Here is a 23,297-nt window from a genome sequence, read left to right on the forward strand (position 1 = left end):
AATATGATGACAACATATAATGCGGTTAATTGGAATATCCCAGAAGATGATTTTACTTATACATTCTGGCAACAGAATGTTATGCAGTTTTGGACAGATGAGGAATTTCCTCTATCTGAAGATAAAATGAGTTGGATTGATCTAAGTAAATCAGAACAAGAGGTCTATAAGCGTGTACTTGGTGGGCTCACCCTTCTTGATACTATTCAGGGTGGGGTTGGTATGCCGAAGATTTTAGAACATGTAGATGGATTGCAAAGAAAAGCCGTTCTATCATTTATGGGCATGATGGAGCAGATTCATGCCAAATCATATAGCAGCATCTTTACCACGCTAGCCACAACTGAAGAAATTGATGAGATCTTTAAATGGGTCGAACACAACAAATATTTGCAACTTAAAGCAAAGATTATTACGGATTACTATAAAAACATCAAAACAAAACGGGATCAATACATGGGCATGGCAACATCTGTATTTCTGGAGTCTTATTTATTTTTCTCTGGATTCTTCTATCCTTTGTATTTAGCTGGTCAAGGTAAAATGACTGCAAGTGCTGAAATAATTGATATGATTCTTCAAGATGAGGCTGTCCATGGTTTGTACGTGGGTGTTTTAGCGCAGGAGCTATTTAAAGATTTCAATAAAAGGACTAAAACAAGTGTTAAAAATGAGGTTTATGAATTAGTAAATGAACTTTACGAGATTGAAGTTAAGTATGCAGATGAGCTTTATTCTACTATCGGTCTCGAAGAAGAGGTGAAAAAGTATGTTCGTTACAATGCAAATAAAGCATTAATGAACCTTGGCCTCGAAACTTTATTCCCAGAAGAGGATATAAATCCTATTGTTCTCAATGGTATTCGAACAGGTACAAAACAGCATGACTTCTTTAGTAAAAAAGGTGGCAGTTACGTTAAAACATTGAATGTTGAACCACTTCTGGATTCAGATTTTGATTATTCTACATACATGTAACCAATGAAAGGAGAATTTCAAGAGGAATGACTAAAACAAAGTACGAGAAAGTTAAAGAGTTTCATGAATCATTCAATATTTCTATGCCAATCTCGCCAACAACACTTGATAAGGAAGCATTGCTCAATCGAATGGATTTTATTACAGAAGAAGTAATTGAAGCAATTCATGCAGTAAGCGATAACAAAACCGAATTTGAATTATTGTACTGGAGACTCCTAGAGCGTATGGAAAATTCCTTTGAAAAGCAATATGAGAAGCCAATTCCAGAAGATAAGCTTACTTCTTTGGCCGATGCGTTTACTGACATTTCATATTTTAACAACGGTAATTTTACGCTTATTAATGTTGACCCAGATCCGTTGTTTGACATTGTGCATAATGCTAACATGGGCAAACTTTTCTCTGATGGAAAGCCACGATATACTGAAGTTGGTAAAATCATCAAACCTGATGACTGGAAAGAAAAATATGCTCCAGAACCTCTACTAGAGGCTGAAATACAACGACAAATCGAAGCAGCGAAACAGTAATACACTCTACTGAGGACTATGTAATGTAGTCCTCTAATCTTAATATAAGGGAGAAACAAATGAGCAATAGTGAACAGCAGTATCTTAATTTGCTTCAGCATGTCTTGAATCACGGAACAAAGAAAGAAGACAGAACAGGAACAGGAACACTCTCTATATTCGGTTACCAAATGAGGTTTGACCTAAACGAAGGTTTTCCATTGTTTACAACGAAGCGAGTACCTTTTAAACTCATTGCAAGTGAGTTACTTTGGTTTATTAAAGGGGATACAAATATCCGCTATCTTCTTCAAAACAATAATAACATTTGGAATGAATGGGCTTTTAAAAAATGGGTTGAGAGTTCAGAATACAATGGGTCTGATATGAGCGATTTTGGTTTACGTTCTCAGATAGATTCCGTTTTTGCATTGGAATATGAGTTTGAAATGAACGAATTTAAAAGTCGCATTCTGACAGATGATGAATTTGCAGCTAGGTTCGGAGAACTAGGAGATGTCTATGGGAAGCAATGGCGTGCTTGGAAGACAGCACATGGAGACACAATTGACCAACTCAAAGGAGTAATAACATCTATTAATAACAATCCTGATTCTAGAAGGCTTATTGTATCGGCATGGAATCCAGAGGATGTACCAAGTATGGCATTACCACCATGCCATACACTGTTTCAGTTTTACGTTTCAGAAGACAAACTCTCTTGCCAGCTCTATCAGCGTAGTGGAGACATTTTCCTTGGAATGCCGTTCAACATCGCCAGCTATGCACTTTTGACTCATCTAATTGCCCATGAATGCGGCCTTGGTGTGGGAGATTTCGTACATACATTAGGGGATGCTCACATTTACTTAAACCATCTTGATCAAATCAGCAATCAACTGAGTCGTGAAATGAGGCCTCTTCCAAGATTGGTTTTAAATAATGAAATAGCTACAGTATTCGATTTTGAAATGGCTGATTTGGCAATCGAAGACTACAATCCTCATCCAACAATAAAGGCTCCTGTTGCCGTATGATTTCCTTAATCACAGCTCACGATATCAACTGTGCTATTGGCCTCAATGGTAATATGCCTTGGGGTAAATCAATTAAATCAGACCTAGAATGGTTTAGGAAGCAAACAACGAATAAGGTTGTCGTTATGGGAAGTAGAACTTTCGAATCTATAGGCAATCCACTGCTAAATAGAATTAATGTTGTCCTAACTAAAGATGAATCGAAGGCAGAAAATTATCGTGATCAAGTTTGTTATGTTGCTCATTCTATTGAAGAGATACTGAGCGAATGGACATCAGCAGATTATGAGACAATGATAATTGGAGGATCAGAGATATATCGTCAATTCCTCCCCTATGCAGACCGTCTATACATCACTCACATTGATTATGAGTTTGATGGTGATACATATTTCCCGAAGTACGATTTGAAGGATTATGTAACTGTCTACAAACGAAAAGAAGAGAATGGCGCATATGGCTTAGATTTTAGAATATACGAAAAAACAAAGAGAAATATTATAATTGACACTTAAATATCGCCATGCTATCATTGGGGTAACTTAGAAATAGGTTATCCCATATTTTATATTAAAGGAGGAGAGAAAAATGACTTTACTAGCAGTTAGGCACTCATCTCAATTACTTGGTCTAATCAATAAAATACAAAGTGACTGCGAGATGCTAAATGAAAAGGTTCAAAAGTATGATAAAGAGGTGTCACGTATTTATCATGAAATCGAATTGAAGGTCTTAAACGAGAAAGAAGCGCTAGATATCTCAATAAGATTGCAAAACGCATTGAAGCTCAGAAGGAAAACAAAATACGAATTGACACAGTTAAGAAATATGCTGAAATCAATAGGCTGCAATAAACTTAAAATGAAAGTCAAAATGGTTAAAGAGAAAATAATGATCGAAGAACATTCATACATAGAAACATATCCATTATATAAAAACATCATTCAAACCGATTATCACAAAATAAGCAAAGAAGGTGCAAGAGGTCATTAAAATAACTAATAGAAATTACATTCTAATTATTTCATTCTTCACTTTAACGATTATCTTATCAGTCTTGATTCCAAACAAATACACTCAATTGTTTTGTTCGCCAGCTACATTGATCTTCATTACATACATATTCAGAGAAGAAATTAAAAACTTCAATTGGAACACGGTATTGAAGAATGACCAAGCGTTTGACAAATCAATTACAGCCTTCGTATTAGCCTTGGTTGCACAGACAGGGTTAAACTTTATCTCGATAACACTGATGAATCCATATCCACCAAACTCCCAATCATTATTCTTACCAATCATTCCAGTCTATACAGTCCTATTTGCTCCTCTAATCGAGGAAGTCATCTTCAGGCGAATTATCTATGGTGTCTTACAGAAGTACAGAGAAAGGTTTTCATGGTTTGCTGCTTCGATAAGCTCTATCATCTTCGCAGCATTACACATGAACATTATCTATGTTGCTGGATACTTTACAGTAGGTATGATACTCTGTTACTTCTACTTTAAAACGAAGAACCTTTATACAACGATCTTAGCCCATATGTATTTCAATCTATACGTAATATTGGTTCAATCCATTCATTCTTAGTCGGGAGCAATTATATGATCACTAAAGAAGCAGCAGCATTTATAAGCATTTCTTCTAGAACTTTTTCTGTAAACTTATAATCATTCACATTTGCATATTTTACACCAAAGAATGGTTGAATTCCTGTTGGTGTTCCATCTTTGATGCACATTGCCAAGCGGTATGGTGAAAGTACTTAGCAGGAGCGAGAAAAGCGTTACTCTGATGGGTGTATAAGATGAAATTATTTCATTTAGAAAGGAGAGGAAGTTTGTGACAGTTAGCCTTTCATTAACAGATAATCAGTACGAAGAAATAATGACTGAAATTCGAAGAAATCATAGGTTCGGACAATATCCTTTCCCTGCTAATCACAAATGTATTAAATACATTCGACCTAACTGGGATATGCGAGATGGGAAATGTTTTTTAATATCCTTTGATGATAAAAAATTCAGTCCTTATGACAGTACAATACCCATGTTTGATAGAATTTTAAAATGGCTGGAAAGCAAATGAAAGACACGTTTTATKAGGGAGGKGAAGAGAATACATTGAATAGTCAAGACATAATTAACCTCGGAAATCTAACTTTAAAGATGATCCCAGAAGAAGGGGAAATGATTGAGGCTAGAGGTGGACTTGGAAATAAAATATTACACCAAAGAAAGAAAGAGGATGGAAAGTACTACGTTAGAAATAATGAGAATGAAKAGTGGAAAGAACGACCAGATTTACTATGGGAAGACTATCTTAAATTGAAGAAAGCGTTGAATATTTAGCTAACTGAAACCAATATCAACTATATAAAGGAGAAATAAAAATGAATTATTATAATTTGAAATGCGGAGATATTTTAATGATTGAAGGACTACCATTTGCAATCATTGATTATTGGGATAAGAATAATACACACAAATATAGCCTACTTTGTTTAAATACCTTTACAACGGACTATTGGATGAAAAACTTAGACGATATTTATGTTGGTCAGACCGTGTTTGCAGGTGTTCAGGATGATGGCAGTGATGGCATGAAAATTAAAGCAATTATTCCTAAAGAGACATATGAGCTTGAATTTAAGTTGACTTATAGGAAATAAAATTAAGTTKACTTATAGGAAATAAAATACCTGTTTCAATAGAATAATAACGAAAATTGGTTTAGGAGGCTTGTATGTCAAATTATTCAATAGAGTATTTAGTCGAAAAATGTGGTTCAGAAGAAAAATTTATGAAGAGATACTATAGGTTACTGGAGTCATATGTGTATCAAACTGGCTTAACATTATCTGAAGCAGAAGAGTTGACCTTAATATCGAAATATATAAAATCTGATTTGGAACAAAAAATGGGAATTTCCGATTATGGGTTTTTTCATACTACAGAAAGATATGATGGATATGATAGGATTGTTGAAATTTTTGGTTATTCTAATACTTCGTGCAATGAATGGTCAATTAATAATGCTACTTTTTTAGGGAGATATGTCTACAATAATAGTACAACAGACTTTTATCAATTTTTAGATTCTTTAAAGATAAGTTATAAAAAGCTAGACGATATTAATGAATTATGCTCTTACTGCTTTGCCAATAAGAAAATAAAAAAATCAATCTGGAATACATTTGATATTCCAATGTCTATAACTGAAAATGAATTCCGACGACTCAAGTCATACTTAGAAAATACATATACCGATTTTAGTCTTGAGAAGCGCCCTGAAATGATTGGTATATTAAAATGCTCTCATTCATCCTGCAAAAGTCATTCACTCGATAAACAGGAGGTTCTGGAGAAAATAGGTGTCTTCATGTCAACTGATGTTGTAGAATTGAATGACTATAAATTATCTGAAAAAGACATCGAGTCTTTAATAATTAGAGATGTGTCATTAATTGAGGAAGGTATGGTTCTTGTGAAATCCCAACATGTCCTTCCTGAAAGGAAGGGGAGAATTGACATACTTACAAAGGATGCTGCTGGGATGACATGTATTATAGAGATAAAAAACAATGGTGATGATGAAAGATTACCATATCAATGTTTGATTTATCCTTCATATTTTTCAGAATTCGTTAGAATGATTACGATCTGTCCTTACTATAATGATAAAATATATAAATCACTATCAAGAATAAATGGTGTAGAAATGTTCAGGTATATTATGGTCAATAAACAACATATTGTTGTTGAAAAAATATCTGAGTCTCCATGTGAACTAGAAATTGATGAAAGAAGTCCACTTGTTCCTAGGAGAAATGTTTAGAGGACATAGTTCTATAAAGAATTAATTATCTAACTTGAAATGTGATTATTAAAAATACATTATAAGAAGGGGAAATATGTGTATTTCATTGGACGTTAGTGGTTTACTTTTCACAGAGTTGAAAAACTCTCAATTGTTCAGATACTATATCCCAAAAACAAATGGCATTTACCTGTTGTTCGACTCTAGCCACGAATTAGTTTACATTGGAAAAACAAAAAATTTATATAAACGAGTCAACGATCATCTATCAGGAAAAACTCATACGGTAGATTTTCATAACCATTTTAAATACGTGAAATTAACAGAGATTAAGTGTGAATTGTTAACAGATATATATGAAACTTACTTAATAAATGAATTTAGACCAATCTACAACAAAAGTAAGGTGTTCGAGACAAACATGATATTTGATAAAAATAAAAACATCAGCATAAAACTATCTGATAATGAAATCATAACATCTAAATACCAAGATGAAATCATGAAACAGATCAGGTCTCTTGGAGAAGAAATCAATAATTTGTTGAAAAATAATAGGTATTATCTTTCAAGTTTCTCTTATATTTCGAGGAAAGATAATAAACATTTTTACTATCCAAATGAAAGATTCTTTAAAGAAGAACTCAAGGCGATGGGGATACTATATAAAGAAGGATTCTTCCATAGAGACACTAAAAGGGAAATTCATAGKGAAGGAGGATAATTATGATTTATGAACACATGAAGGAAGCTATGAGAAGAGACTTTCCAAGATATAAGCGGATTCAAGTAGCTGCTACAGTTAATGAAGTAGATGTTGTGCAACGAAAAGTTACCTCTGAGATGAGAGTTTTCGGAGTAATATTACATAGGGAGTTTGATTACGAGAAAAAGACAATCCCACTAAAAGAATTTACAGTAGCCTATAGAAGACTCTATATAAGTAAACTTGATAGGAAACAAATGTATGTGGCAGTAGATGAACCAAATAAAACAGTCTACTGGAACTATGTAAGCCTAGAAGATATTTTTTAATCCAATAAAAACTCCATTTTATACAGTTTTTCAAGAAAGGAGAAAATATGAACAGTAAATTTCATAAAGCTTGGTTTGATGGATCATCTAATCCAATAACGAAAAGGTCTGGCATCGGTGGCTATATCTTAACGCCCGATGATGAGATAATAGAGGATTATAGTATCGAAATTAATTATGAGTCAGACTCTACTGTGGTTGAATTTATTGCTTTAATAGAATTGCTAAAAAGAATACAGAAACACAATATCCTTATAACTGATATCTATTCTGATTGCCTTACTTTATGCGATTCTATAAATGAAAAAAATAAAGTAAGGAAGAAAAATAAAAAAGTATATGAATTGCGAGAAAAGGCGAAGTATTTATTAAGTAATCTCACTTACTATGAACTAACTTGGACTTCTAGAGAAAATAATTCATTGGCAGATAGGCTGAGTAAATCATATCTAAGCAAAGAGGAATATTATCAATCAACAAGAGGACGGATCAATGTTGATGAAATGGCAATTACTTTGTACTCACAGTATTGCCCTAAGAGTGCAAAGAAATGCCGTACATTTGATGAACTGAAATTAAAAATTGAGCGCTGCATAGAACTTGGGAATTATCTCGGGGATCGAAAGGATGGATCAAAGACATATCACTATTACAACAACTTATTTTATGTTAAAGATGGATACTTAGTAGATATGAACTACATAAACAAATTATTTTTTGTAAGTGAAGCAGAAAAAGTTTATTATAAGCAAAAAGCAATTCAGAACGCAGTTGAGCGTAATCAAATGGCTAATTAGAATCGATAAATCATTAATTTCATGACCACAAAAATGTACGTAGAAATGTCAAAAAGAAATATTGTACAGAATAATGTACAAAACCAAATAATGAAATGTGATTTTTAAGGGGAACGAGACTATTGAAAATTCAAACCACTATATTATAGGACTTATTTCAAGTATTTCGCTATTTTTAATATTGATTTTGTTTATTGCTTTTCTATGTCTTAAAACAGATATTAAGGCTGCAATGGATACCTCAAACATCGTCACACCTAGAACCATTTGTATTAAAAGTGGTGGTGAATACAATCAATTACGAGATGGGTATTTGTGTGTGAAAGAAGGATTGATTATCGACATGAACTAAATGGCGATAAAAGTTAAATTTTATGACCTATAAGGAGAATGAGAAATGAAAACAAATCAATGGGGGGATTCAATCTTTATAATAGCCGCGATGTTTGGCAATGTGAATGGTTCGATACCAAAGAAGAAGCAATTCAAGCAGCACAAGAAGAAATTATTGAGAATGGATTGGATAGAGAAGAATTTCAAATAGGGCAATTGTCTAAATATATTCCTAGTGTTGATCTAGATACTTTAATCGACAATGCAGGAGAGCAAGCATATGACGATTGTGGTGAAGTTGCTGAATCTTGGCTCAATCTGAAATACATATCGAAGGAAGTATTAGGAAAATACAATGGAAAACTTAACGATCTGTTTAATCAATTTCTAGTTGAGGCAAATGAAGTGCCTAGTTTTGGCAGGATTGTTAATATTGAAACTATAGCCAATAAAAACTAGGTTTTAATATCTATTAACTTAGCCATAGTGAATGCATTAAGGGCAATAAGGTTGTCAAAAATTGACTCCTGAAGATCATGAAGACAGAAACAAGTATCTGAGCCACAGTCGACACAATATGCCTGATGTGAATGAGCTATATTTTGATATCTTTCCTCAGATATGTTGTAACCAACTTTTATTATGTCGCCTCGTTCTACTGTAATGTAAAAATAGGCGATCCCATCTTTTTCATTAACTATTCCACCAACGTCTTTTACTGATGAAGTGAGCTTCAAGCATATAACCACCTTTAGCAAGTATATTTTTAATAGTAAATTATAGCATGAAGTTAATGAAAATGTCATTGTATTGGGAAGGAGAATCAATTGAATAAAATATACGATATTAAGGTATCATATCATCCTGTTAATCATCCAATGACATGGAGTTATCCAAATGATTATAAATATCGAACTTACATTGATGAGAAAGAATTGGGCGGCAAGTATATTCACACATACATAATGTCTGGAGATTTGGTTTGCGTACACGAAGGAAGCCGAGATGAACCACCCTTTTACGAACCCGATTGGCAAGAAATAATTATTGTGCAGCCTAAGTTGAAATGTTGGGGTAGAGGGATAAGCAATTGAAAGAACACTTTCATTATCAAAAAAATCTGAGTGCAACACAATATATAGTTAATCTGTTCTCTGTAGAGAACTTTTGTGTATACATATTGATATGCTACTGAATGTATGATATAGTTGGAAATGCAATCCACAAAACATACGTTCGGAGGTACAAACTTATTGTATAAAAGTGCTCGCAATAAATTCAAAGTCAAACTAGATGCCCGAAAAGAGCTGTCCAAGCCCAAACCTATTTCGATTAATATTGTTCTGGATAATAGTCGGGCGCGTATTTTTGATGATGCAAAACTTGAATGGCAACTAGAAAATGCGATCGATGAGACATCTGAAGGGTTTACAAACGTTTGTGGCCTTTGTAACAATCCTCATCTAAAGTGTAATTTTGTAATTCGAAATCCTCATACGAATTCGGTATTACATGTAGGATCGACATGTATCATAAGGTTTGGACTAATAGAAGGTAATGTAGACTTTGAATCTGGAGCAGCTATCATTAATAACTTTGTTGACGAGAAATTTTATCTTGATGCTATTAGAGGAATGACTAACTCGTTGATGGTTTTAAGACCAGATTATGTGTTACTAAATGAGTTCCTCAAGATGATGCGAAAGTATCTTGATATAAAGGGCATAAAAAATCCTACTAGAAATCAATTGGGGGAGATTGCCTTTGGTGACAGATGGTTAGAAGTAGCCAAAGATAATTTCAAACCACATTGGTTAATGACGATATGGGAGAAGCCATATACTATAGATGCAATAAAAACAAAAAAAGCTACAAAACTTCCTGTTTACAAAGAAGGCTCTACATGGGGGCATAAGAAGAGAAAGGGAGCATTTATTTCCGATTCATTTGGACGTTCAGAAGAGTACAACGTTCAAAAGTATGTTAACGATAAGAATAAATAGAGGAGGGGTTACTCCCTCCCTAAATACACTTATTAAGTTAAATATATAAATTAACCTATTTTCCATTCTATATTCCAATCTTTGAAATCACCAGCTCTAAAGAAATTACCGAATGTGTCTTGTGATGGGAAACCATCTGGATGTGCTGGATAAACAACCATTTCATGATTACATTTATGACACCAAGTGTTCTTTGCATATTCAGGGATATAATGCGATCCTCGATTATAACAAGCAATACACTTGTAATGTAATCTGTAGCTTTTGTTTCCATCTTCTCGAATCTTAATGCCTGTTCGAATGAACTCAGGTTGGTCTTTTACTTCCTTGTATGTAGATTCTAATTCTTCTTTATGTTCTGTCAAACCTTCAGTTAATTCCTTCTTAATATCATCCTTATGTTTTAGAGGTAATTCATTATCTGATACTTCTTCTATAGGATTAACTTGAGAGAAGAATGTGCTGTATGCGTCACCTACCTTTTGATATGTCTTTGTCATTTCTATAACATCTGTGTCTACACCGAATAAGTTGAAAACTTTTTGGATGATAAGAATTTTTGTTTCACTGTCAGCTTCATTAATTTCTACTTCAGCTTTCTTTCCGTTTCCATCATCAATAGAGATTTTTACATTAAGCACAGCACTGCTCCTTTATTAGAGAATACGTCCTAATTATACATTTGTAGAATTCGAAAGGAAATATAACATGACAAAATATAAGTTGATAAAGTATGGCCTCGGTATCGAAGAAGAAGAGGTTTTCGAAAGTTTCAAGCTTGGTGACGCAGTTTTAGCTGGTATCACACTGTCACATGAAGATGCAGAACATATTGGATTTTATACATATAGACTTGAAAAGTGGATTGATTATAAATTGCAGATGGGGTTTCGTTACTTTAATAATGGGAGAGATGTGACTGATGAGTTTAGAGCTGCTATTTTAGGAAGTATCCTGCCCACATATAGTCAATAAGATTGGATTCATACACTACATATAGATGCTAAATATAGAAAACAGGCGTTGAAATGATAGTTTTATTGTGAAGGAAGTGAGAGATAATTGTGTTTCTTCTGTAACTACCATAAGCATACTGATGAATCCAACATATATGTACCAGACAGTCCAGTTACAATAATGGATTATGTGAAGCGTACTAAAGAATTAGATCACAAAATTCTTGCTAGCATTGAACATGGATATCAGGGAAGATACTTTAATACATATGACTTAGCTAAGAAAAATGGTCTAAAATTCATCTTTGGTACTGAAGCATATTGGGTAAAAAACAGATTTGATAAGGATAAGACTAATGCGCATATCTGTCTCTTTGCGAAATCTGAAAAGGGAAGACGCGATATTAACAGGATCTTGTCAGAAGCAAATTTGACTGGCTATTATTATCGACCAAGGGTTGATATAGATTTACTTTCAACTTTAGATCCGAACGAGGTATTCATCACTTCTGCCTGTATTGCATTTTGGCATTATGAAGACATTGAAGCTATTGTCAAAGATTTAAAATCATACTTCGGAAAGAACTTTATGTTTGAAGTTCAAGCACACAATACAGAACCACAAAAAAATCTACATAAACGTATTCTCTCCTTAGCAAAAAAGTATGATGTTGAATTAATTGCTGGTTGTGATAGTCATTTCATATACCCTGAACAGAAAGTGGATAGAGATGATGTATTGGAAGCGAAAGGTGTACATTATGAAGATGAAGTCGGATGGTATATGGATTATCCTGATGGAGAAACACTCGTCAAAAGGTTTCAGGAGCAAGGCATATTATCCGATGAACAAATCAACAGTGCAATCAAAAACACATTAATTTTCTTGGACTTTGAAGATTATGATGATAATAACATTAAAGTATTCAGCAAGGACATTAAATTACCTACCCTATATCCTGAATTAACACAGAAGGAAAAAGACGATAAATATAAGCAGTTATTAAATGAAAAATGGAAAGAGATTAGAAATACTATCCCAAACGAGAAACATAAAAAGTATCTGGAGGAGATTAGAAAAGAAGGAGAAGTTGTTGTAAATACAGGAATGGCCGATTATTTCTTAATCGATACAGCCATTGTTGATGAAGCAGTTAAAAATGGGGGTATCATTACCTCAACAGGAAGAGGTTCAGGAGTTTCGTTTTACACTAATACTCTTCTTGGGTTCTCGAAAGTGGATAGAATATCTGCCCCAGTACATTTATACCCTGAAAGGTTTATGAGTGAAAGTCGAATACTTGAGACTAAGTCGCTTCCCGATTTAGATCTAAACCTCGGAAACGTGGAAGTATTTGTAGCAGCTCAAAACAAGGTACTAGGTGAAGGACATGCATATCCTATGATTGCATATGGTACATTTAAAATTAAATCAGGTTTTAAAATGTATGCTAAGTCACAGAACTTATCATTTGATATTGCTAATGAGATATCAAAACAACTTGAGGAATATGAAAATGATCTTAAGTATGCTGAAGACGATGAGAAAGATTTGATCGACGTATATGATTATGTAGAAGAAAAGTATCATCATCTTATTAAAGAGAGTGAAAAGTATACTGGCATTATTTCTGACAAGAAGCCTCATCCTTGTGGATATCTTCTATATCAAGGAAACATCAAGGAAGAGATTGGTTTAATTCGAATTAAAAGCGAATCAACAAAGAAAGAAGTCATCGCTGTTTTGATTGATGGAGATATAGCAGAGCGATTTAAATTCCTGAAAAATGATCTATTGAAAGTAGATGTCGCAAAAACAATACATGATATTTATAAGCGAATTGGATTGCCTATACATAGTGAAACAGAATTACTTAATACGATTAAGAATAATGATAAAGTATGGAATGTATATGCAGACGGATATACCGTTGGAGTAAACCAAGTGGAGAAATACTCTACAACACAGAAAGCTAAAAAATATAAACCGAAGAATATTTCCGAGTTAACTGCATTTATAGCAGCTATACGGCCTTCTTTTAAGTCAATGTATCATACATTTGAAACAAGAAAGCCTTTCTCATATGGGATAAGTAGTTTTGATGATTTGATTCAGACAGAAGAAATGAAAAATTCATACGTACTATATCAAGAACAGACAATGGCAACTTTGGCTTATGCTGGATTTCCTTCTGATGAAACTTACGGAATCATTAAAGCAATCAGTAAGAAGAAACCTGCGGTAGTAAAACCACTCAAAGAAAGGTTTCTCAAAGGTTTCAGTGATAAGATTTTGCAAAGAGAAACGGTTACCCTAGATGAAGCATTAGAAATGAGTGATAAAGTATGGAAGATCATTGAGGATTCTAGCGGATACGGATTTAACGCTAGTCATGCTTACAGTTATGCACTTGATTCTGCATACTGCGCTTACCTCAAAAGCCATTATCCGTTATATTTTTATGAAACATTGCTTCGTCACTTTGCTGCAAAAAAGAATAAAGATAAGGTAGCAAAACTTAAACACGAAATGGGATTTGCTTTTAATATTAAGGATGGTGGTATGCAGTTCGGGAAGGACAACAGGAGTTTTGTTGCCGATACTGAAACAAATTCAATCTACCCTGATCTAGCTGGTATTAAACACATGAGTAACAATCTAGCCAATGATCTTTATGATATGAGAGACAATACATATGAAACATTTACGGATTTACTGATAGATTTAACAGAAAATACATGCGCCAATAAAACACATATTGAAATACTTATTAAACTAAATTATTTTTCGAGATTCGGTGGCAATAATGAGCTGTTAGAAATATACAAGAATTTCTTAACAGGTAAAAATCAGTACAAGAAGACCTATGTAGAAAAAACAAAAATTAAACGAACAGAAGCACTAAAGGAAGAAGAACTACAAATCAGAAGTTCTGATATAAGTAAAAACATCTTCCCTTCAGAAATGATACTTTTTCAAAAAGAAGCTTTGGGTTATGCAGATGTGAAATATGAACATCTAAAAGAATATCATGGAGTAATTGTTGAAATTGATACCAAGTATTCGCCAAAATTATCGATATACAATTTGCAAACAGGTGAAGAGGAAATAATAAAAATGTCTGCCAAGATATTTAAAAAGAGTGGATTGGCAATAGGCTCAATGATTAAAAATCTTGATATCGAAGTGAAAAATAGAAAAAAGAAAGATGAAAATGGCGAGTGGATTGAAATGGAAACAACAGAGCCTTGGCTTATCGGCTGCTCGATCATTAAAGGTTGAAACACGATCATTAGGAGGAATGTAGAAATGTCCAAAAATAGCACTAATAAAACCCTTACAAACACTAAGATTTATCTTCAATACCTTGATGAGTCAGGTGATAAAATTACTCTTTCATTCAGAAATGTTGATTCAATGAAATCACATATCAATAAGTATAAAATATTGAAATCAAGAATCATTAGCATTGCTAATGAGAGACCGATCAATAAAGAATCACTGAGCATACTGAAAACGGTAGGTAAGTTTGTCAGTTATCGCTATACATCAAAACGAGGTGTAGCTAATGGATAGGCACAAAAGTATCCAGTTTGGAATAAAAGATCGGCAATGCGCTAAAGTACTATATACTTGTGCGGTTTCTACTGAAGAGATTTATGAGGAAAATACATACTTGGAGACTCCTGAAGGTGATGTACTACTTGACGACAAGGAAGTTTTGATGGAGCGATATGGTGTAGTGCGTAAAATCGCAGGAGAGGAGATAGAGGATTGATCAATAGTAAAACTAACGGTGGTAAAGCGTTCGAAGCATGTTGGAAAAATAGTTATGCTAAGTTGCCCATTTACTATCTAAGGTTAAAGGATGCTGCTAAATGGCAAAGAGGAGAAGGATCAACTTTTACTCCAGAAAATCCATTTGACTCACTTCAATATAAATCACCATTTATTTGGTTGCTTGAATTAAAAAGCACTCAAGGAACAGGTATTAGTTTTAATCCAAAGAAGCCATATGAGAAACCAGAAAATAAGAAAACGCAAGTAATGATTAAATCTAACCAAGTTAAGGAACTAATGAAGGCAGTTGAGGTTCATGGAGTTATTGGGGGATTTGTTGTTAACTTTAGAGAACGAGAAACAAAGACAAAATGTTTCCCTAATGTCACATACTTCATACATATAAATGATTTTATTAAATTTGCTGAGTCTAATGATAAATCAAGCTTAAGTAGAGAAGATTGTGAATTGCTTGGAATTAAAGTAAAAAGCAAACTATTGAAAACTAATTACAAATATGATATCGATGGTTTTAGTTTAGAGTCTCCAAAGTTTTACTTGCATAGAGGATACATAAATAAAGAAAGTTTGATTCAAACACGAGATTGGATAAATGAACTTATACGATAAAACATATCATTCAACAGTAATACATAGAAGTGAAATATTAAATGACACAATTTCATCTCTACAAAAAGAACGTACTCGACCAGAGAATAGGACAATCAACTTATTGAATAAGCATCTGTATAAGGAAAAAGCGGGAGGATTTGAGAAGTGGAGAATTGTATGTTGGTAGAAGAAGAATTGGATCAGGTCATCGTAGAACTGTGGGAGGATTACAAAAAAGCGGTTAGATTATTCGGCTATGGGACAGAATCAAAAAAAATTCTAGTCAGTATATACAACCTTACTCATAAAGAGTAAGGTTTTTTGTTACTCCATTAAGAACTTACATAATACAATTTGCTCCAGAACGTTTCTTGAAGCTCCATGACGACAGTGCCGCCCTCCTTCAGCTTATGGAAAGCCGCCTTAATAATCTCCTCATCTTTATGTACAAGAGAGAGGCTGATGTTGTTGCCTTGTGTGAACGGCATGCCCGGGAACACATCGGAGAACATGACGTTGCTGCCGTAAATGTTAAGTCTCGTATGCATAACGAGATTTTTTGCTTCTTCCGGAAGCGGATATTCCGGGTTTTGCGGAGTCTCGCCAAATGTCATAATATGCGGCTGCTCTGTCCCAAATACCTCTGCGTAGAAAGTTACTGCTTCACGAGTATTACCGTCAAAATTCAGATAGACGTCAACGGACAAGGTTATCGCTCCTCTGTTCTCATTGGTATACTTTAACTCCTTTACTATTGTAGCAATATTGGATAACAAATACAAAATAGAAAAACAGGAAATCGCTGTCGATTCCCTGCTTCTTATCTACTATTTCGAATATGTAGGAAAGCCTGAATGAACAGGCTCCCCCTGGAATCTTAGCAATAAGGTTTCCATTTTTTGTGATGCTCTTTTTTCTTCCAGCAATGATGAACTTTTTTGCCGCAAGAATGTTCTTTTTTGCCGTAGAAATGATGCTCTTTCTTACAGCCGTAAGAGTGCTCTTTTTTGCCGTAGAAGTGATGCTCCTTCTTGCCGTAGTCGTAAGAAGGGCGCTCTTTTTTACAGCCATGCTCTTTTTTGCCGTGGTGCTCTTTTTTCCACGATTTTTTGAACACTGGTTTGAAGCATTTTTTAACATAGTATCCCATTCGAATCTCCTCCTTCTTTTAGAAGTTAATGCAGTTTATTCGCTAGGTTACAGATTCGATTGGACGAGTGCGTTTAATAGAATAAAATAGGTTTTCATTGATAGATTGATATGTAGTGTGATTCCGATTGTCACGAGTTTGTAAGAAGTTCAGCGTATTCCAGCAATACAACTTAGTGCCGATTCTTAATGTATATGAAAATATCGTGCTTCCGATCGAGCTTGACGGAAATGCCATCGATAAGCCGTTTCTTGATCATATCGTTAAGACGCTAGGTCTAGCGGATAAGCTGGACAAGCTGCCGAATCAGCTGTCCGGCGGGCAGCAGCAGCGTGTCGCGATCGCCAGGGCGCTTGCTACGAAAGGTCTCTATCTGGCCCGTAAGATTATTACCGATCAGTCTGGCTATATGAAGGTAACATCCGAGTTAGGCAAAGGCAGTATATTCTCTATCTATCTTCCGATTTAACGATTTAGGAGGTATAATGAATGGGGCTGTACGACTTAGGATGAAGAAAGAAGGATTTCACTTGGAAAATTACGAAGTATTATTAGCAGAGTTGCTTGAGCAGGAATCCGAATTACAGTTCACCTCGTTCTCGAATCAAACAGCTGTCCAGATTGGCAGCGCTATTCTCGCGAAAGCGCAAAATGAGAACAAACTTATTGTCGTAGACATCAGAAAGAACGGGCAACTACTATTCCATGCGAAGATGGATGGTACTGGCGCTGGACATGATCGCTGGATCGAACGCAAAAATAACATCGTCAAACATTTTGGACATAGCTCCTACTATATGCACGTGCTGTACAAATCATGGAATACCAACATTAAGGACAGCGAATATCTCGATCCAATGGAATATGCGACGGAAGGCGGCAGCTTCCCGATCATCATTAAGAATGCTGGACCTGTCGGTACGATTACGGTATCCGGGCTTGAAGGCCATATGGATCATGAGATGATTACGACAACGCTAACCAAATTATTGAAATCATAGACAAATAATAAGGTACGATAAGAAGACACTAACTGTGCAGTTAGTGTCTTCGTTAACTTCAATAGAAAAGAATGTGATCGTATTGATTCCGATTCGTTTGCGAACGCAGATGAGTGCGTATTTGAATAAGTATTTGACTGGCGAGTCGATGGATTACAGGGCGATTATCGCTTTGTATATCCCGATTCTGATTGATCAGGCGTTTATCGTCGGACTGAATCTCGTGAACACCGCGATGATCAGCTCCTCCGGCGTATCGGCGGTTAGCGCGGTCAATATGGTCGATTCCTTGAATTTATTTCTTATTAATGTTTTCGTAGCCGTAGCAACCGGGGGCACTGTCGTCGTAGCGCAATATAAGGGGAGCGGGAACAATCAGATGGTAGCTCGTGCCACGTCGGGCAGCATTGCTTCCGTCTCCATGCTCTCCGTAGTAATCGGGCTGCTCATCATTGCATTGCATAATCCGCTGCTGCGTTTACTGTTCGGTTCCGCGTCAGCCGAAGTGCTGGATAGTGCAAGAATTTATCTTATAGGGAGCGGCATTTCTTTCCTTGGGCTGGCGATTGTTCAAGCCGTATGCGGCGCGCTTAGAGGAGTCGGGAAGAGCCGCGCTTCGCTCGCGCTTTCGTTAATAATGAACCTGTTGTATGTGCTGCTTAACATTGTATTCATTACGATGTTGAATATGGGTGTTATGGGAATGACGATTGCGATCAATATCGCCAGATTTGCCGGGGCTGCTTGCGCGATCTATTATTTGTTCAAAATGGATGGGACAATGCATCTGCGCTTGCGCGATATGTTCCATGTCCCGATCTCCATGCTGAAGAAGATTATGTCCATCGGACTGCCATTCGCCGCCGAGCAGATGTTCTTCAACGGCGGCAAGCTGCTCACCCAGGTGTTCATCGTTAGCCTAGGAACGTACGCGATTGCTACGAACGCGATTGCTTCTGTACTGACTGGTCTCCTGCAAATTCCAGGTGCCGCATTGTCCTTAACGATCGTCACTGTTGTCGGTCAGTGCATTGGACGAGGCGATGTGGCCGATGCGCGCAAGTTCGTCAAGTCGTTCCTATGGATAGCATCGCTAATGTTATTCGTGATGGGGATTATACTTATGCCGTTCTATCCGTTATTGGTAGGGTTGTTCGAACCTCCTGCCGAAATTGTAGACGACATCTTTTGGGTGCTGCTGCTTACGGCAATCGTGCAAATCCCGTTGTGGGCGATGAGCTTCATATTGCCGTCCGCGCTGCGGGCGGCTGGCGATTCCCGCTTCACCTCGTTGTCTTCGATGCTTAGCATGTGGTTATTCCGCGTCATACTAGGTTACTTGCTGGGCATTACAGCGGGCTTAGGCATTATGGGGGTATGGATTGCAATGAACTGTGAATGGGGCGTACGCGGAGCGATCTTCCTATGGCGCTTCCGCGGGAAGAAGTGGTATAAGCATAAGCTCATATGAAGCATGAGCACGATTGGAAAGACGACTCGCTTAACGCTTGGCGTCTTTCTTTGTTGCACCCCCTGCATCATCGGACACGAAAAGTCGGAACGTTCGGCATCATATTTGTTACGTTATAGTTGCGGAAGAAGGAAGGAGTCATACCGAATGCTTGAATCTATGAATGCAGCGTTAAACTATATCGAGGAACATCTGGCGGATGATATTGACTTCAAGGAGGCAGCGCGGCTGGCATTTTGCTCGGAGTTTCATTTCAAAAAAATGTTCTCGTTTCTTACAGGAGTGCCGCTGTCCGAATACATTCGCCGCAGACGCTTAACGCTAGCCGCCTTTGAGCTTAAGGAAAGCTCCGTGAGGGTTATTGACGTGGCGGTCAAATACGGATATCAATCGCCGGATTCCTTCTCGAGAGCGTTCCTGAGCATGCATGGTATAACTCCAACCGAAGCGAGGGTTAACGGGCAGTCATTGCTTGCATATCCTCGTATGACCTTCCAGCTGACCATCAAAGGGGTAAGTGCAATGAATTATCGTATCGAGCAAAAAGAAGCTTTTCGCATCGTCGGCATTATGAAGCGGGTTCCCATTCAATTCGAGGGAGTGAATCCTGAAATTGCTGCGATGTGGGGAAGCTTGAATGAGGAAATAATCGGACAGTTGAAAAGCTTATCCAATACGCAGCCTATCGGGTTAATCAGCGCATCGGTCAATTTCTCCGAAGAGCGAATGGAGGAGAAAGGAGGGCTCGATCATTATATCGGAGCGGCTACGACATTGGCATGTCCGGATGATCTGGCGTGCTTGGAAGTGCCGGCATGCGACTGGGCGGTGTTCGAGGCGGTTGGTCCGTTTCCCCAAACGCTCCAAGAAATATGGGGTCGCATCTATTCCGAGTGGTTCCCTTCCTCGAGCTATGAGCAGATTAACGGACCTGAGCTGCTGTGGAATGAAAGCAAAGATGTCTCCTCTCCGAATTATCGAAGCGAAATATGGATACCGGTTACGAAGCGAGTTCTCGAGCAGCAATAATGGAAAATGTAATGGAATGTAGAAAGAGATGTCGATCTTCGACATCTCTTTCTGTTTGTTTGTGAATTAACAGACTGAAGTTTCTTCATTTAGTTAACTTACAGAATACTTACAAGTTTTTTCACCTACAAGAATATTGAGTCGTTGAGGCAAAAGAACATAAATTCAGGTGAATGTATGAATGGTACATATTTTTGGTCCAGTCACATGGTATTAATTGACGTTATTAGCAGGCAGAGAATTGAACTGCTTATCGACCATCTAATTATACAAGACAATTTTCAGTCAGTCTTTAAACGATATCCTGATGTAGATACGGACGAAGATAAAATCTACCCAGATGGATTTTTCATAGCCTAATCATTGAGCTAAGTAGTATTATTTAATCCAGTATGTAGTAAATTTTCGAAGATCACTGAACCTCAAGTGAGTTTCATTAATGAAAGGAATGGGAACAGATGGGCACCGATATTCATGTATTTATCGAGCAGAAAACAATCAAAAAAGACAATCCTTTGTTAACTGAATGGATAAGCTTAGACGAATGGATACATACCCCTGACTATGAGGAAACATGGGTTCAAAAACCATACTGGAGGGATAGAAATTATCTCTTATTTGCGATACTAGCGGATGTAAGAAATCATTATGATATCCATCCTATTGCGTTACCAAAGGGACTGCCTGACGATGTTAGCCCAGAAGTGAAAAATCGAAGTGATATAGAAGGTGAGGATGCACATACCAGAAGTTGGCTTACTTTAAAAGAACTTCTCGAATATGATTGGCAACAAAATTTCGAGGATGACAATGATGAAATTTTTCATCTAGAGCGATGGTAATTCCTTTTGTGGATGAGTTTATCCCCCGTTTAATTAAAATTGACGAGCCAGAAAATATCCGTATGGTCTTTTGGTTTGATAATTAGTACAACTCATTATACTAACGGGCTAGAGATTAATAGATTGGTGGAAAACATTATTCTGGGGTTTATAGAAAGAAAGGTGCGTCGAATGAAATTCAAATTTTATAATGACACTGGAAGACTAATCAGTATTCACCCTGGTACGGAGATAAGCGGCATTAAGTGTGATATGGACAATATTAAGCCATTTGAAATAAGGACATTTCTGCTTCCTACTGGAACATATCCGTGGGTGAAATTATGGGATTATGGTGAAGAACGGGGTTTATCAATTTTAGTGTCAGCTCAAGTTGATGATTAACCTGAAGGTGAATGACAGATCAACAAAAACAAAAAGACAACCGTCCAGAAATGACCGGTTGTCTTTCTTCAACTACATCAAATTAACTATATATCTATGGTAGTCCATGATAATTATATTTAGCTTATCGGCATAGCTGCTTCAGTTGGCTATCGTTTCTTGTTATCGTTCCGAGCGGTCTTGATCCACAAATAAGGCTTGTTCTTTATCAAAATAATATCGCCGATAGTTGTTAATGTGTCCAAAAAAATAGCGCGAGACACTAATAATACGCTTCACATTTAGGTCTTTGTTGTACCAAAGTGAGCGGATCACTCTTTTCTGCTTATAAAGCTTATCGATCTCGATCGACAACGCCGGATCGGTGACGTAGCGCTTCAATACCATTTTCGGTACGTTAGTCCATAATGCGGTAGCTTGACCGTATTTGCATTCGGTGTCTTCGCCGTAAACGACGTGACTTATGAGCGCTGTTATCATATTCAACCCGGCCCCCCGTACGAACAAACTACTTCTACCTAATCGCGGGTTGATTTCGAACATCATGTATTTGCCCGTCCTGCTATCGAACTTCATGTCGATGTTGGAAAATCCAACATAACCGACTTTCTCCAAGAATGCCTTAACCTTCTCATATATGTCCATATCTGAGCGGCTAATGATAGCGGCGTAGTTACCTAACGTATTCGGCGCATATTCTTCGAGCACAGGCTGACCGAGACACATCATTTTCACGTTCCCACTATCATCGGAGTAGCTGTTGATCACTCGCATTGCGCTATCGCCGCCGGGAATAAACTCTTGTATGATCAGTTTGCCATTATAGCCGGATGTATTCATGTTGCTGATCATCGCTAAATATTCTTCACGATTGTTAAAGAAGAACACTTTCTTTTTGCCTTTGAAGTAACAATGAAGGTATTCATAGGCATTACTATTCTCAGGTTTTACAACAATCGGAAATTGAAATTCTATGCGTTCCAAAGCATTTTCACGTTCATGCGGCTCACAAACAAGCGTCCTTGGATAGTCTAAACCGAATCGATCGCACAGTTCATAGAACTTGTCTTTAGTATCGAGCGTTTCCAACAACATGTCTGATAGAAAATGATTTGCTATCAATCCATTGAATTTGCCATAGTGGCGCGACAACATCCCGGCATAGTAATCAGAACAAGGAATGACGATCAGTTTCTTGTTCGAGGAGGCAAATTTCTCCAAGATGGACAACAACGCGCCGGGAAAAACATCCTCATTGTCGAAATGATCGATTTGGATAAGATCGAATAAGTTGCTGTGTCTGGTTGGAATCAACAGTCGAGTACAAACCAGGAGCGGTTTGATCTGATAGGTTTCATGGATAAGTCTGACGTTGCCATAGGCATTCTCATCACTGCCAAGAATTATCGCTACAAAATCGTTAGGATTCATACTTTCTCCTCGTTCAATAAATTTTTCGTTCTTTGCTATTATTATAGCTTATTCTCAGCATCAAGAAGCCTATAATGCAATAGTCTCCTGTATAGTACTTCGCCATCATCTTCGATTTTCGAGTA

At 36.6% G+C, this 23,297-nt stretch carries 29 protein-coding genes and 2 pseudogenes; 26 read left to right on the forward strand and 5 right to left on the reverse strand.

What is annotated here, in order from left to right:
- Positions 1-3: 3 nt before the first annotated feature.
- The 14 genes and pseudogenes from nrdF to AC1DF0_RS12820 all read left to right on the forward strand — a co-directional run bounded on the left by nrdF (position 4) and on the right by AC1DF0_RS12820 (position 8,971).
- Positions 4-978 carry a class 1b ribonucleoside-diphosphate reductase subunit beta gene (nrdF, locus tag AC1DF0_RS12755; protein ID WP_477574245.1) on the forward strand — a complete coding sequence of 325 codons (975 nt, stop codon included), beginning with the start codon at positions 4-6 and terminating at the stop codon, positions 976-978.
- A gap of 26 nt (positions 979-1,004) precedes the next feature.
- Positions 1,005-1,511, forward strand: coding sequence for a pyrophosphohydrolase domain-containing protein (locus AC1DF0_RS12760; RefSeq protein WP_477574246.1), 507 nt, complete (start codon positions 1,005-1,007; stop codon positions 1,509-1,511).
- A 59-nt stretch (positions 1,512-1,570) separates the two neighbouring features.
- Positions 1,571-2,527 (forward strand): thymidylate synthase, encoded by a 957-nt coding sequence (locus AC1DF0_RS12765; protein ID WP_477574247.1) that lies wholly within the window; start codon positions 1,571-1,573, stop codon positions 2,525-2,527.
- Positions 2,524-3,042 carry a dihydrofolate reductase gene (locus tag AC1DF0_RS12770; protein WP_477574248.1) on the forward strand — a complete coding sequence of 173 codons (519 nt, stop codon included), beginning with the start codon at positions 2,524-2,526 and terminating at the stop codon, positions 3,040-3,042. The genes AC1DF0_RS12765 and AC1DF0_RS12770 overlap by 4 nt, the downstream gene beginning before the upstream one ends.
- Positions 3,043-3,115: 73 nt before the next feature.
- Positions 3,116-3,520, forward strand: coding sequence for a hypothetical protein (locus AC1DF0_RS12775; RefSeq protein ID WP_477574249.1), 405 nt, complete (start codon positions 3,116-3,118; stop codon positions 3,518-3,520).
- 262 nt (positions 3,521-3,782) lie between these two features.
- Positions 3,783-4,118: a lysostaphin resistance A-like protein gene (locus AC1DF0_RS12780; RefSeq protein ID WP_477574391.1), complete on the forward strand. Its 336-nt coding sequence runs from the start codon at positions 3,783-3,785 to the stop codon at positions 4,116-4,118.
- Between the two features lie 533 nt (positions 4,119-4,651).
- Positions 4,652-4,879, forward strand: coding sequence for a hypothetical protein (locus tag AC1DF0_RS12785; protein ID WP_477574250.1), 228 nt, complete (start codon positions 4,652-4,654; stop codon positions 4,877-4,879).
- 41 nt (positions 4,880-4,920) lie between these two features.
- A complete protein-coding gene (locus tag AC1DF0_RS12790; RefSeq protein WP_477574251.1) occupies positions 4,921-5,199 on the forward strand; it encodes a hypothetical protein in 279 nt (92 codons plus the stop codon).
- A 74-nt stretch (positions 5,200-5,273) separates the two neighbouring features.
- On the forward strand, positions 5,274-6,365 hold the full coding sequence (locus tag AC1DF0_RS12795) for an endonuclease NucS domain-containing protein (protein WP_477574252.1): 1,092 nt from the start codon (positions 5,274-5,276) through the stop codon (positions 6,363-6,365).
- Between the two features lie 76 nt (positions 6,366-6,441).
- Positions 6,442-6,729 (forward strand): annotated as a pseudogene (locus tag AC1DF0_RS12800) (GIY-YIG nuclease family protein); the annotation flags it as partial.
- Between the two features lie 39 nt (positions 6,730-6,768).
- Entirely contained in the window at positions 6,769-7,071 is a 303-nt protein-coding gene (locus AC1DF0_RS12805) for a hypothetical protein (protein WP_477574399.1), read from the forward strand.
- A gap of 2 nt (positions 7,072-7,073) precedes the next feature.
- The gene (locus AC1DF0_RS12810; protein WP_477574253.1) at positions 7,074-7,382 is read left to right on the forward strand and encodes a hypothetical protein; all 309 of its coding nucleotides are present in this window, start codon (positions 7,074-7,076) and stop codon (positions 7,380-7,382) included.
- Between the two features lie 47 nt (positions 7,383-7,429).
- The gene (locus AC1DF0_RS12815; protein WP_477574254.1) at positions 7,430-8,179 is read left to right on the forward strand and encodes a reverse transcriptase-like protein; all 750 of its coding nucleotides are present in this window, start codon (positions 7,430-7,432) and stop codon (positions 8,177-8,179) included.
- 390 nt (positions 8,180-8,569) lie between these two features.
- Positions 8,570-8,971, forward strand: a complete 402-nt coding sequence (locus AC1DF0_RS12820; protein ID WP_477574255.1) for a hypothetical protein — start codon at positions 8,570-8,572, stop codon at positions 8,969-8,971.
- Here AC1DF0_RS12820 and AC1DF0_RS12825 read toward each other — a convergent pair.
- On the reverse strand, positions 8,968-9,249 hold the full coding sequence (locus tag AC1DF0_RS12825) for a hypothetical protein (protein WP_477574256.1): 282 nt from the start codon (positions 9,247-9,249) through the stop codon (positions 8,968-8,970). The two genes, AC1DF0_RS12820 and AC1DF0_RS12825, sit on opposite strands and share 4 nt — an antisense overlap.
- A 516-nt stretch (positions 9,250-9,765) precedes the next feature.
- Between AC1DF0_RS12825 and AC1DF0_RS12830 the strand changes: the two genes are divergently transcribed.
- Positions 9,766-10,515 carry a hypothetical protein gene (locus AC1DF0_RS12830; RefSeq protein ID WP_477574257.1) on the forward strand — a complete coding sequence of 250 codons (750 nt, stop codon included), beginning with the start codon at positions 9,766-9,768 and terminating at the stop codon, positions 10,513-10,515.
- Positions 10,516-10,565: 50 nt separating this feature from the next.
- Here the strand turns inward: AC1DF0_RS12830 and AC1DF0_RS12835 are convergent, their stop codons facing one another.
- A complete protein-coding gene (locus AC1DF0_RS12835) occupies positions 10,566-11,156 on the reverse strand; it encodes a hypothetical protein (RefSeq protein WP_477574258.1) in 591 nt (196 codons plus the stop codon).
- A 67-nt stretch (positions 11,157-11,223) separates the two neighbouring features.
- Here AC1DF0_RS12835 and AC1DF0_RS12840 point away from each other — a divergent pair, with 67 nt between their 5' ends.
- The 5 genes from AC1DF0_RS12840 to AC1DF0_RS12860 all read left to right on the forward strand — a co-directional run bounded on the left by AC1DF0_RS12840 (position 11,224) and on the right by AC1DF0_RS12860 (position 15,882).
- The gene (locus AC1DF0_RS12840; RefSeq protein ID WP_477574259.1) at positions 11,224-11,490 is read left to right on the forward strand and encodes a hypothetical protein; all 267 of its coding nucleotides are present in this window, start codon (positions 11,224-11,226) and stop codon (positions 11,488-11,490) included.
- Between the two features lie 87 nt (positions 11,491-11,577).
- On the forward strand, positions 11,578-14,754 hold the full coding sequence (locus AC1DF0_RS12845; RefSeq protein ID WP_477574260.1) for a PHP domain-containing protein: 3,177 nt from the start codon (positions 11,578-11,580) through the stop codon (positions 14,752-14,754).
- 27 nt (positions 14,755-14,781) lie between these two features.
- Positions 14,782-15,048 (forward strand): hypothetical protein, encoded by a 267-nt coding sequence (locus tag AC1DF0_RS12850; protein WP_477574261.1) that lies wholly within the window; start codon positions 14,782-14,784, stop codon positions 15,046-15,048.
- Complete coding sequence (locus tag AC1DF0_RS12855) at positions 15,041-15,250, forward strand: hypothetical protein (protein ID WP_477574262.1); 210 nt, start codon at positions 15,041-15,043, stop codon at positions 15,248-15,250. Before AC1DF0_RS12850 ends, AC1DF0_RS12855 begins: the two co-directional genes overlap by 8 nt.
- Positions 15,247-15,882 carry a hypothetical protein gene (locus AC1DF0_RS12860; RefSeq protein WP_477574263.1) on the forward strand — a complete coding sequence of 212 codons (636 nt, stop codon included), beginning with the start codon at positions 15,247-15,249 and terminating at the stop codon, positions 15,880-15,882. The genes AC1DF0_RS12855 and AC1DF0_RS12860 overlap by 4 nt, the downstream gene beginning before the upstream one ends.
- A gap of 314 nt (positions 15,883-16,196) precedes the next feature.
- Here AC1DF0_RS12860 and AC1DF0_RS12865 read toward each other — a convergent pair whose 3' ends face one another.
- Entirely contained in the window at positions 16,197-16,571 is a 375-nt protein-coding gene (locus AC1DF0_RS12865) for a VOC family protein (RefSeq protein ID WP_477574264.1), read from the reverse strand.
- A 170-nt stretch (positions 16,572-16,741) separates the two neighbouring features.
- Positions 16,742-17,014 carry a hypothetical protein gene (locus AC1DF0_RS12870; protein ID WP_477574265.1) on the reverse strand — a complete coding sequence of 91 codons (273 nt, stop codon included), beginning with the start codon at positions 17,012-17,014 and terminating at the stop codon, positions 16,742-16,744.
- A 154-nt stretch (positions 17,015-17,168) separates the two neighbouring features.
- Here AC1DF0_RS12870 and AC1DF0_RS12875 point away from each other — a divergent pair.
- From AC1DF0_RS12875 to AC1DF0_RS12900, 6 genes and pseudogenes are all read left to right on the forward strand, one after another.
- A pseudogene (locus AC1DF0_RS12875) lies at positions 17,169-17,372 on the forward strand (ATP-binding cassette domain-containing protein); the annotation flags it as partial.
- A gap of 127 nt (positions 17,373-17,499) precedes the next feature.
- Positions 17,500-18,015, forward strand: coding sequence for a heme-degrading domain-containing protein (locus tag AC1DF0_RS12880; RefSeq protein ID WP_477574266.1), 516 nt, complete (start codon positions 17,500-17,502; stop codon positions 18,013-18,015).
- Positions 18,016-18,124: 109 nt separating this feature from the next.
- Positions 18,125-19,486, forward strand: coding sequence for an MATE family efflux transporter (locus AC1DF0_RS12885; protein ID WP_475821905.1), 1,362 nt, complete (start codon positions 18,125-18,127; stop codon positions 19,484-19,486).
- Between the two features lie 147 nt (positions 19,487-19,633).
- Complete coding sequence (locus AC1DF0_RS12890) at positions 19,634-20,515, forward strand: AraC family transcriptional regulator (RefSeq protein ID WP_477574267.1); 882 nt, start codon at positions 19,634-19,636, stop codon at positions 20,513-20,515.
- A gap of 458 nt (positions 20,516-20,973) precedes the next feature.
- Complete coding sequence (locus AC1DF0_RS12895; protein WP_477574268.1) at positions 20,974-21,357, forward strand: hypothetical protein; 384 nt, start codon at positions 20,974-20,976, stop codon at positions 21,355-21,357.
- A 171-nt stretch (positions 21,358-21,528) separates the two neighbouring features.
- On the forward strand, positions 21,529-21,741 hold the full coding sequence (locus AC1DF0_RS12900; protein ID WP_477574269.1) for a hypothetical protein: 213 nt from the start codon (positions 21,529-21,531) through the stop codon (positions 21,739-21,741).
- Between the two features lie 162 nt (positions 21,742-21,903).
- Here the strand turns inward: AC1DF0_RS12900 and AC1DF0_RS12905 are convergent, their stop codons facing one another.
- Complete coding sequence (locus AC1DF0_RS12905; RefSeq protein WP_477574270.1) at positions 21,904-23,172, reverse strand: carboxylate--amine ligase; 1,269 nt, start codon at positions 23,170-23,172, stop codon at positions 21,904-21,906.
- Between the last annotated feature and the right edge of the window lie 125 nt (positions 23,173-23,297).

This window comes from Paenibacillus sp. 05T425, from assembly GCF_056396205.1.

What these genes read in the sequence shown, in the direction of transcription:
- AC1DF0_RS12880 (WP_477574266.1), top strand. Translation starts at nt 17,500, where the DNA reads ATGAATGGGGCTGTACGACTTAGGATGAAGAAAGAAGGATTTCACTTG.
- AC1DF0_RS12850 (WP_477574261.1), top strand. Translation starts at nt 14,782, where the DNA reads ATGTCCAAAAATAGCACTAATAAAACCCTTACAAACACTAAGATTTAT.
- AC1DF0_RS12840 (WP_477574259.1), top strand. Translation starts at nt 11,224, where the DNA reads ATGACAAAATATAAGTTGATAAAGTATGGCCTCGGTATCGAAGAAGAA.
- AC1DF0_RS12895 (WP_477574268.1), top strand. Translation starts at nt 20,974, where the DNA reads ATGGGCACCGATATTCATGTATTTATCGAGCAGAAAACAATCAAAAAA.
- AC1DF0_RS12795 (WP_477574252.1), top strand. Translation starts at nt 5,274, where the DNA reads ATGTCAAATTATTCAATAGAGTATTTAGTCGAAAAATGTGGTTCAGAA.
- AC1DF0_RS12815 (WP_477574254.1), top strand. Translation starts at nt 7,430, where the DNA reads ATGAACAGTAAATTTCATAAAGCTTGGTTTGATGGATCATCTAATCCA.
- AC1DF0_RS12820 (WP_477574255.1), top strand. Translation starts at nt 8,570, where the DNA reads ATGAGAAATGAAAACAAATCAATGGGGGGATTCAATCTTTATAATAGC.
- AC1DF0_RS12905 (WP_477574270.1), bottom strand. Translation starts at nt 23,172, where the DNA reads ATGAATCCTAACGATTTTGTAGCGATAATTCTTGGCAGTGATGAGAAT.
- AC1DF0_RS12900 (WP_477574269.1), top strand. Translation starts at nt 21,529, where the DNA reads ATGAAATTCAAATTTTATAATGACACTGGAAGACTAATCAGTATTCAC.
- AC1DF0_RS12790 (WP_477574251.1), top strand. Translation starts at nt 4,921, where the DNA reads ATGAATTATTATAATTTGAAATGCGGAGATATTTTAATGATTGAAGGA.
- AC1DF0_RS12870 (WP_477574265.1), bottom strand. Translation starts at nt 17,014, where the DNA reads ATGGGATACTATGTTAAAAAATGCTTCAAACCAGTGTTCAAAAAATCG.
- nrdF (WP_477574245.1), top strand. Translation starts at nt 4, where the DNA reads ATGATGACAACATATAATGCGGTTAATTGGAATATCCCAGAAGATGAT.
- AC1DF0_RS12890 (WP_477574267.1), top strand. Translation starts at nt 19,634, where the DNA reads ATGCTTGAATCTATGAATGCAGCGTTAAACTATATCGAGGAACATCTG.
- AC1DF0_RS12765 (WP_477574247.1), top strand. Translation starts at nt 1,571, where the DNA reads ATGAGCAATAGTGAACAGCAGTATCTTAATTTGCTTCAGCATGTCTTG.
- AC1DF0_RS12810 (WP_477574253.1), top strand. Translation starts at nt 7,074, where the DNA reads ATGATTTATGAACACATGAAGGAAGCTATGAGAAGAGACTTTCCAAGA.
- AC1DF0_RS12770 (WP_477574248.1), top strand. Translation starts at nt 2,524, where the DNA reads ATGATTTCCTTAATCACAGCTCACGATATCAACTGTGCTATTGGCCTC.
- AC1DF0_RS12760 (WP_477574246.1), top strand. Translation starts at nt 1,005, where the DNA reads ATGACTAAAACAAAGTACGAGAAAGTTAAAGAGTTTCATGAATCATTC.
- AC1DF0_RS12775 (WP_477574249.1), top strand. Translation starts at nt 3,116, where the DNA reads ATGACTTTACTAGCAGTTAGGCACTCATCTCAATTACTTGGTCTAATC.
- AC1DF0_RS12855 (WP_477574262.1), top strand. Translation starts at nt 15,041, where the DNA reads ATGGATAGGCACAAAAGTATCCAGTTTGGAATAAAAGATCGGCAATGC.
- AC1DF0_RS12885 (WP_475821905.1), top strand. Translation starts at nt 18,125, where the DNA reads ATGAGTGCGTATTTGAATAAGTATTTGACTGGCGAGTCGATGGATTAC.
- AC1DF0_RS12780 (WP_477574391.1), top strand. Translation starts at nt 3,783, where the DNA reads ATGAATCCATATCCACCAAACTCCCAATCATTATTCTTACCAATCATT.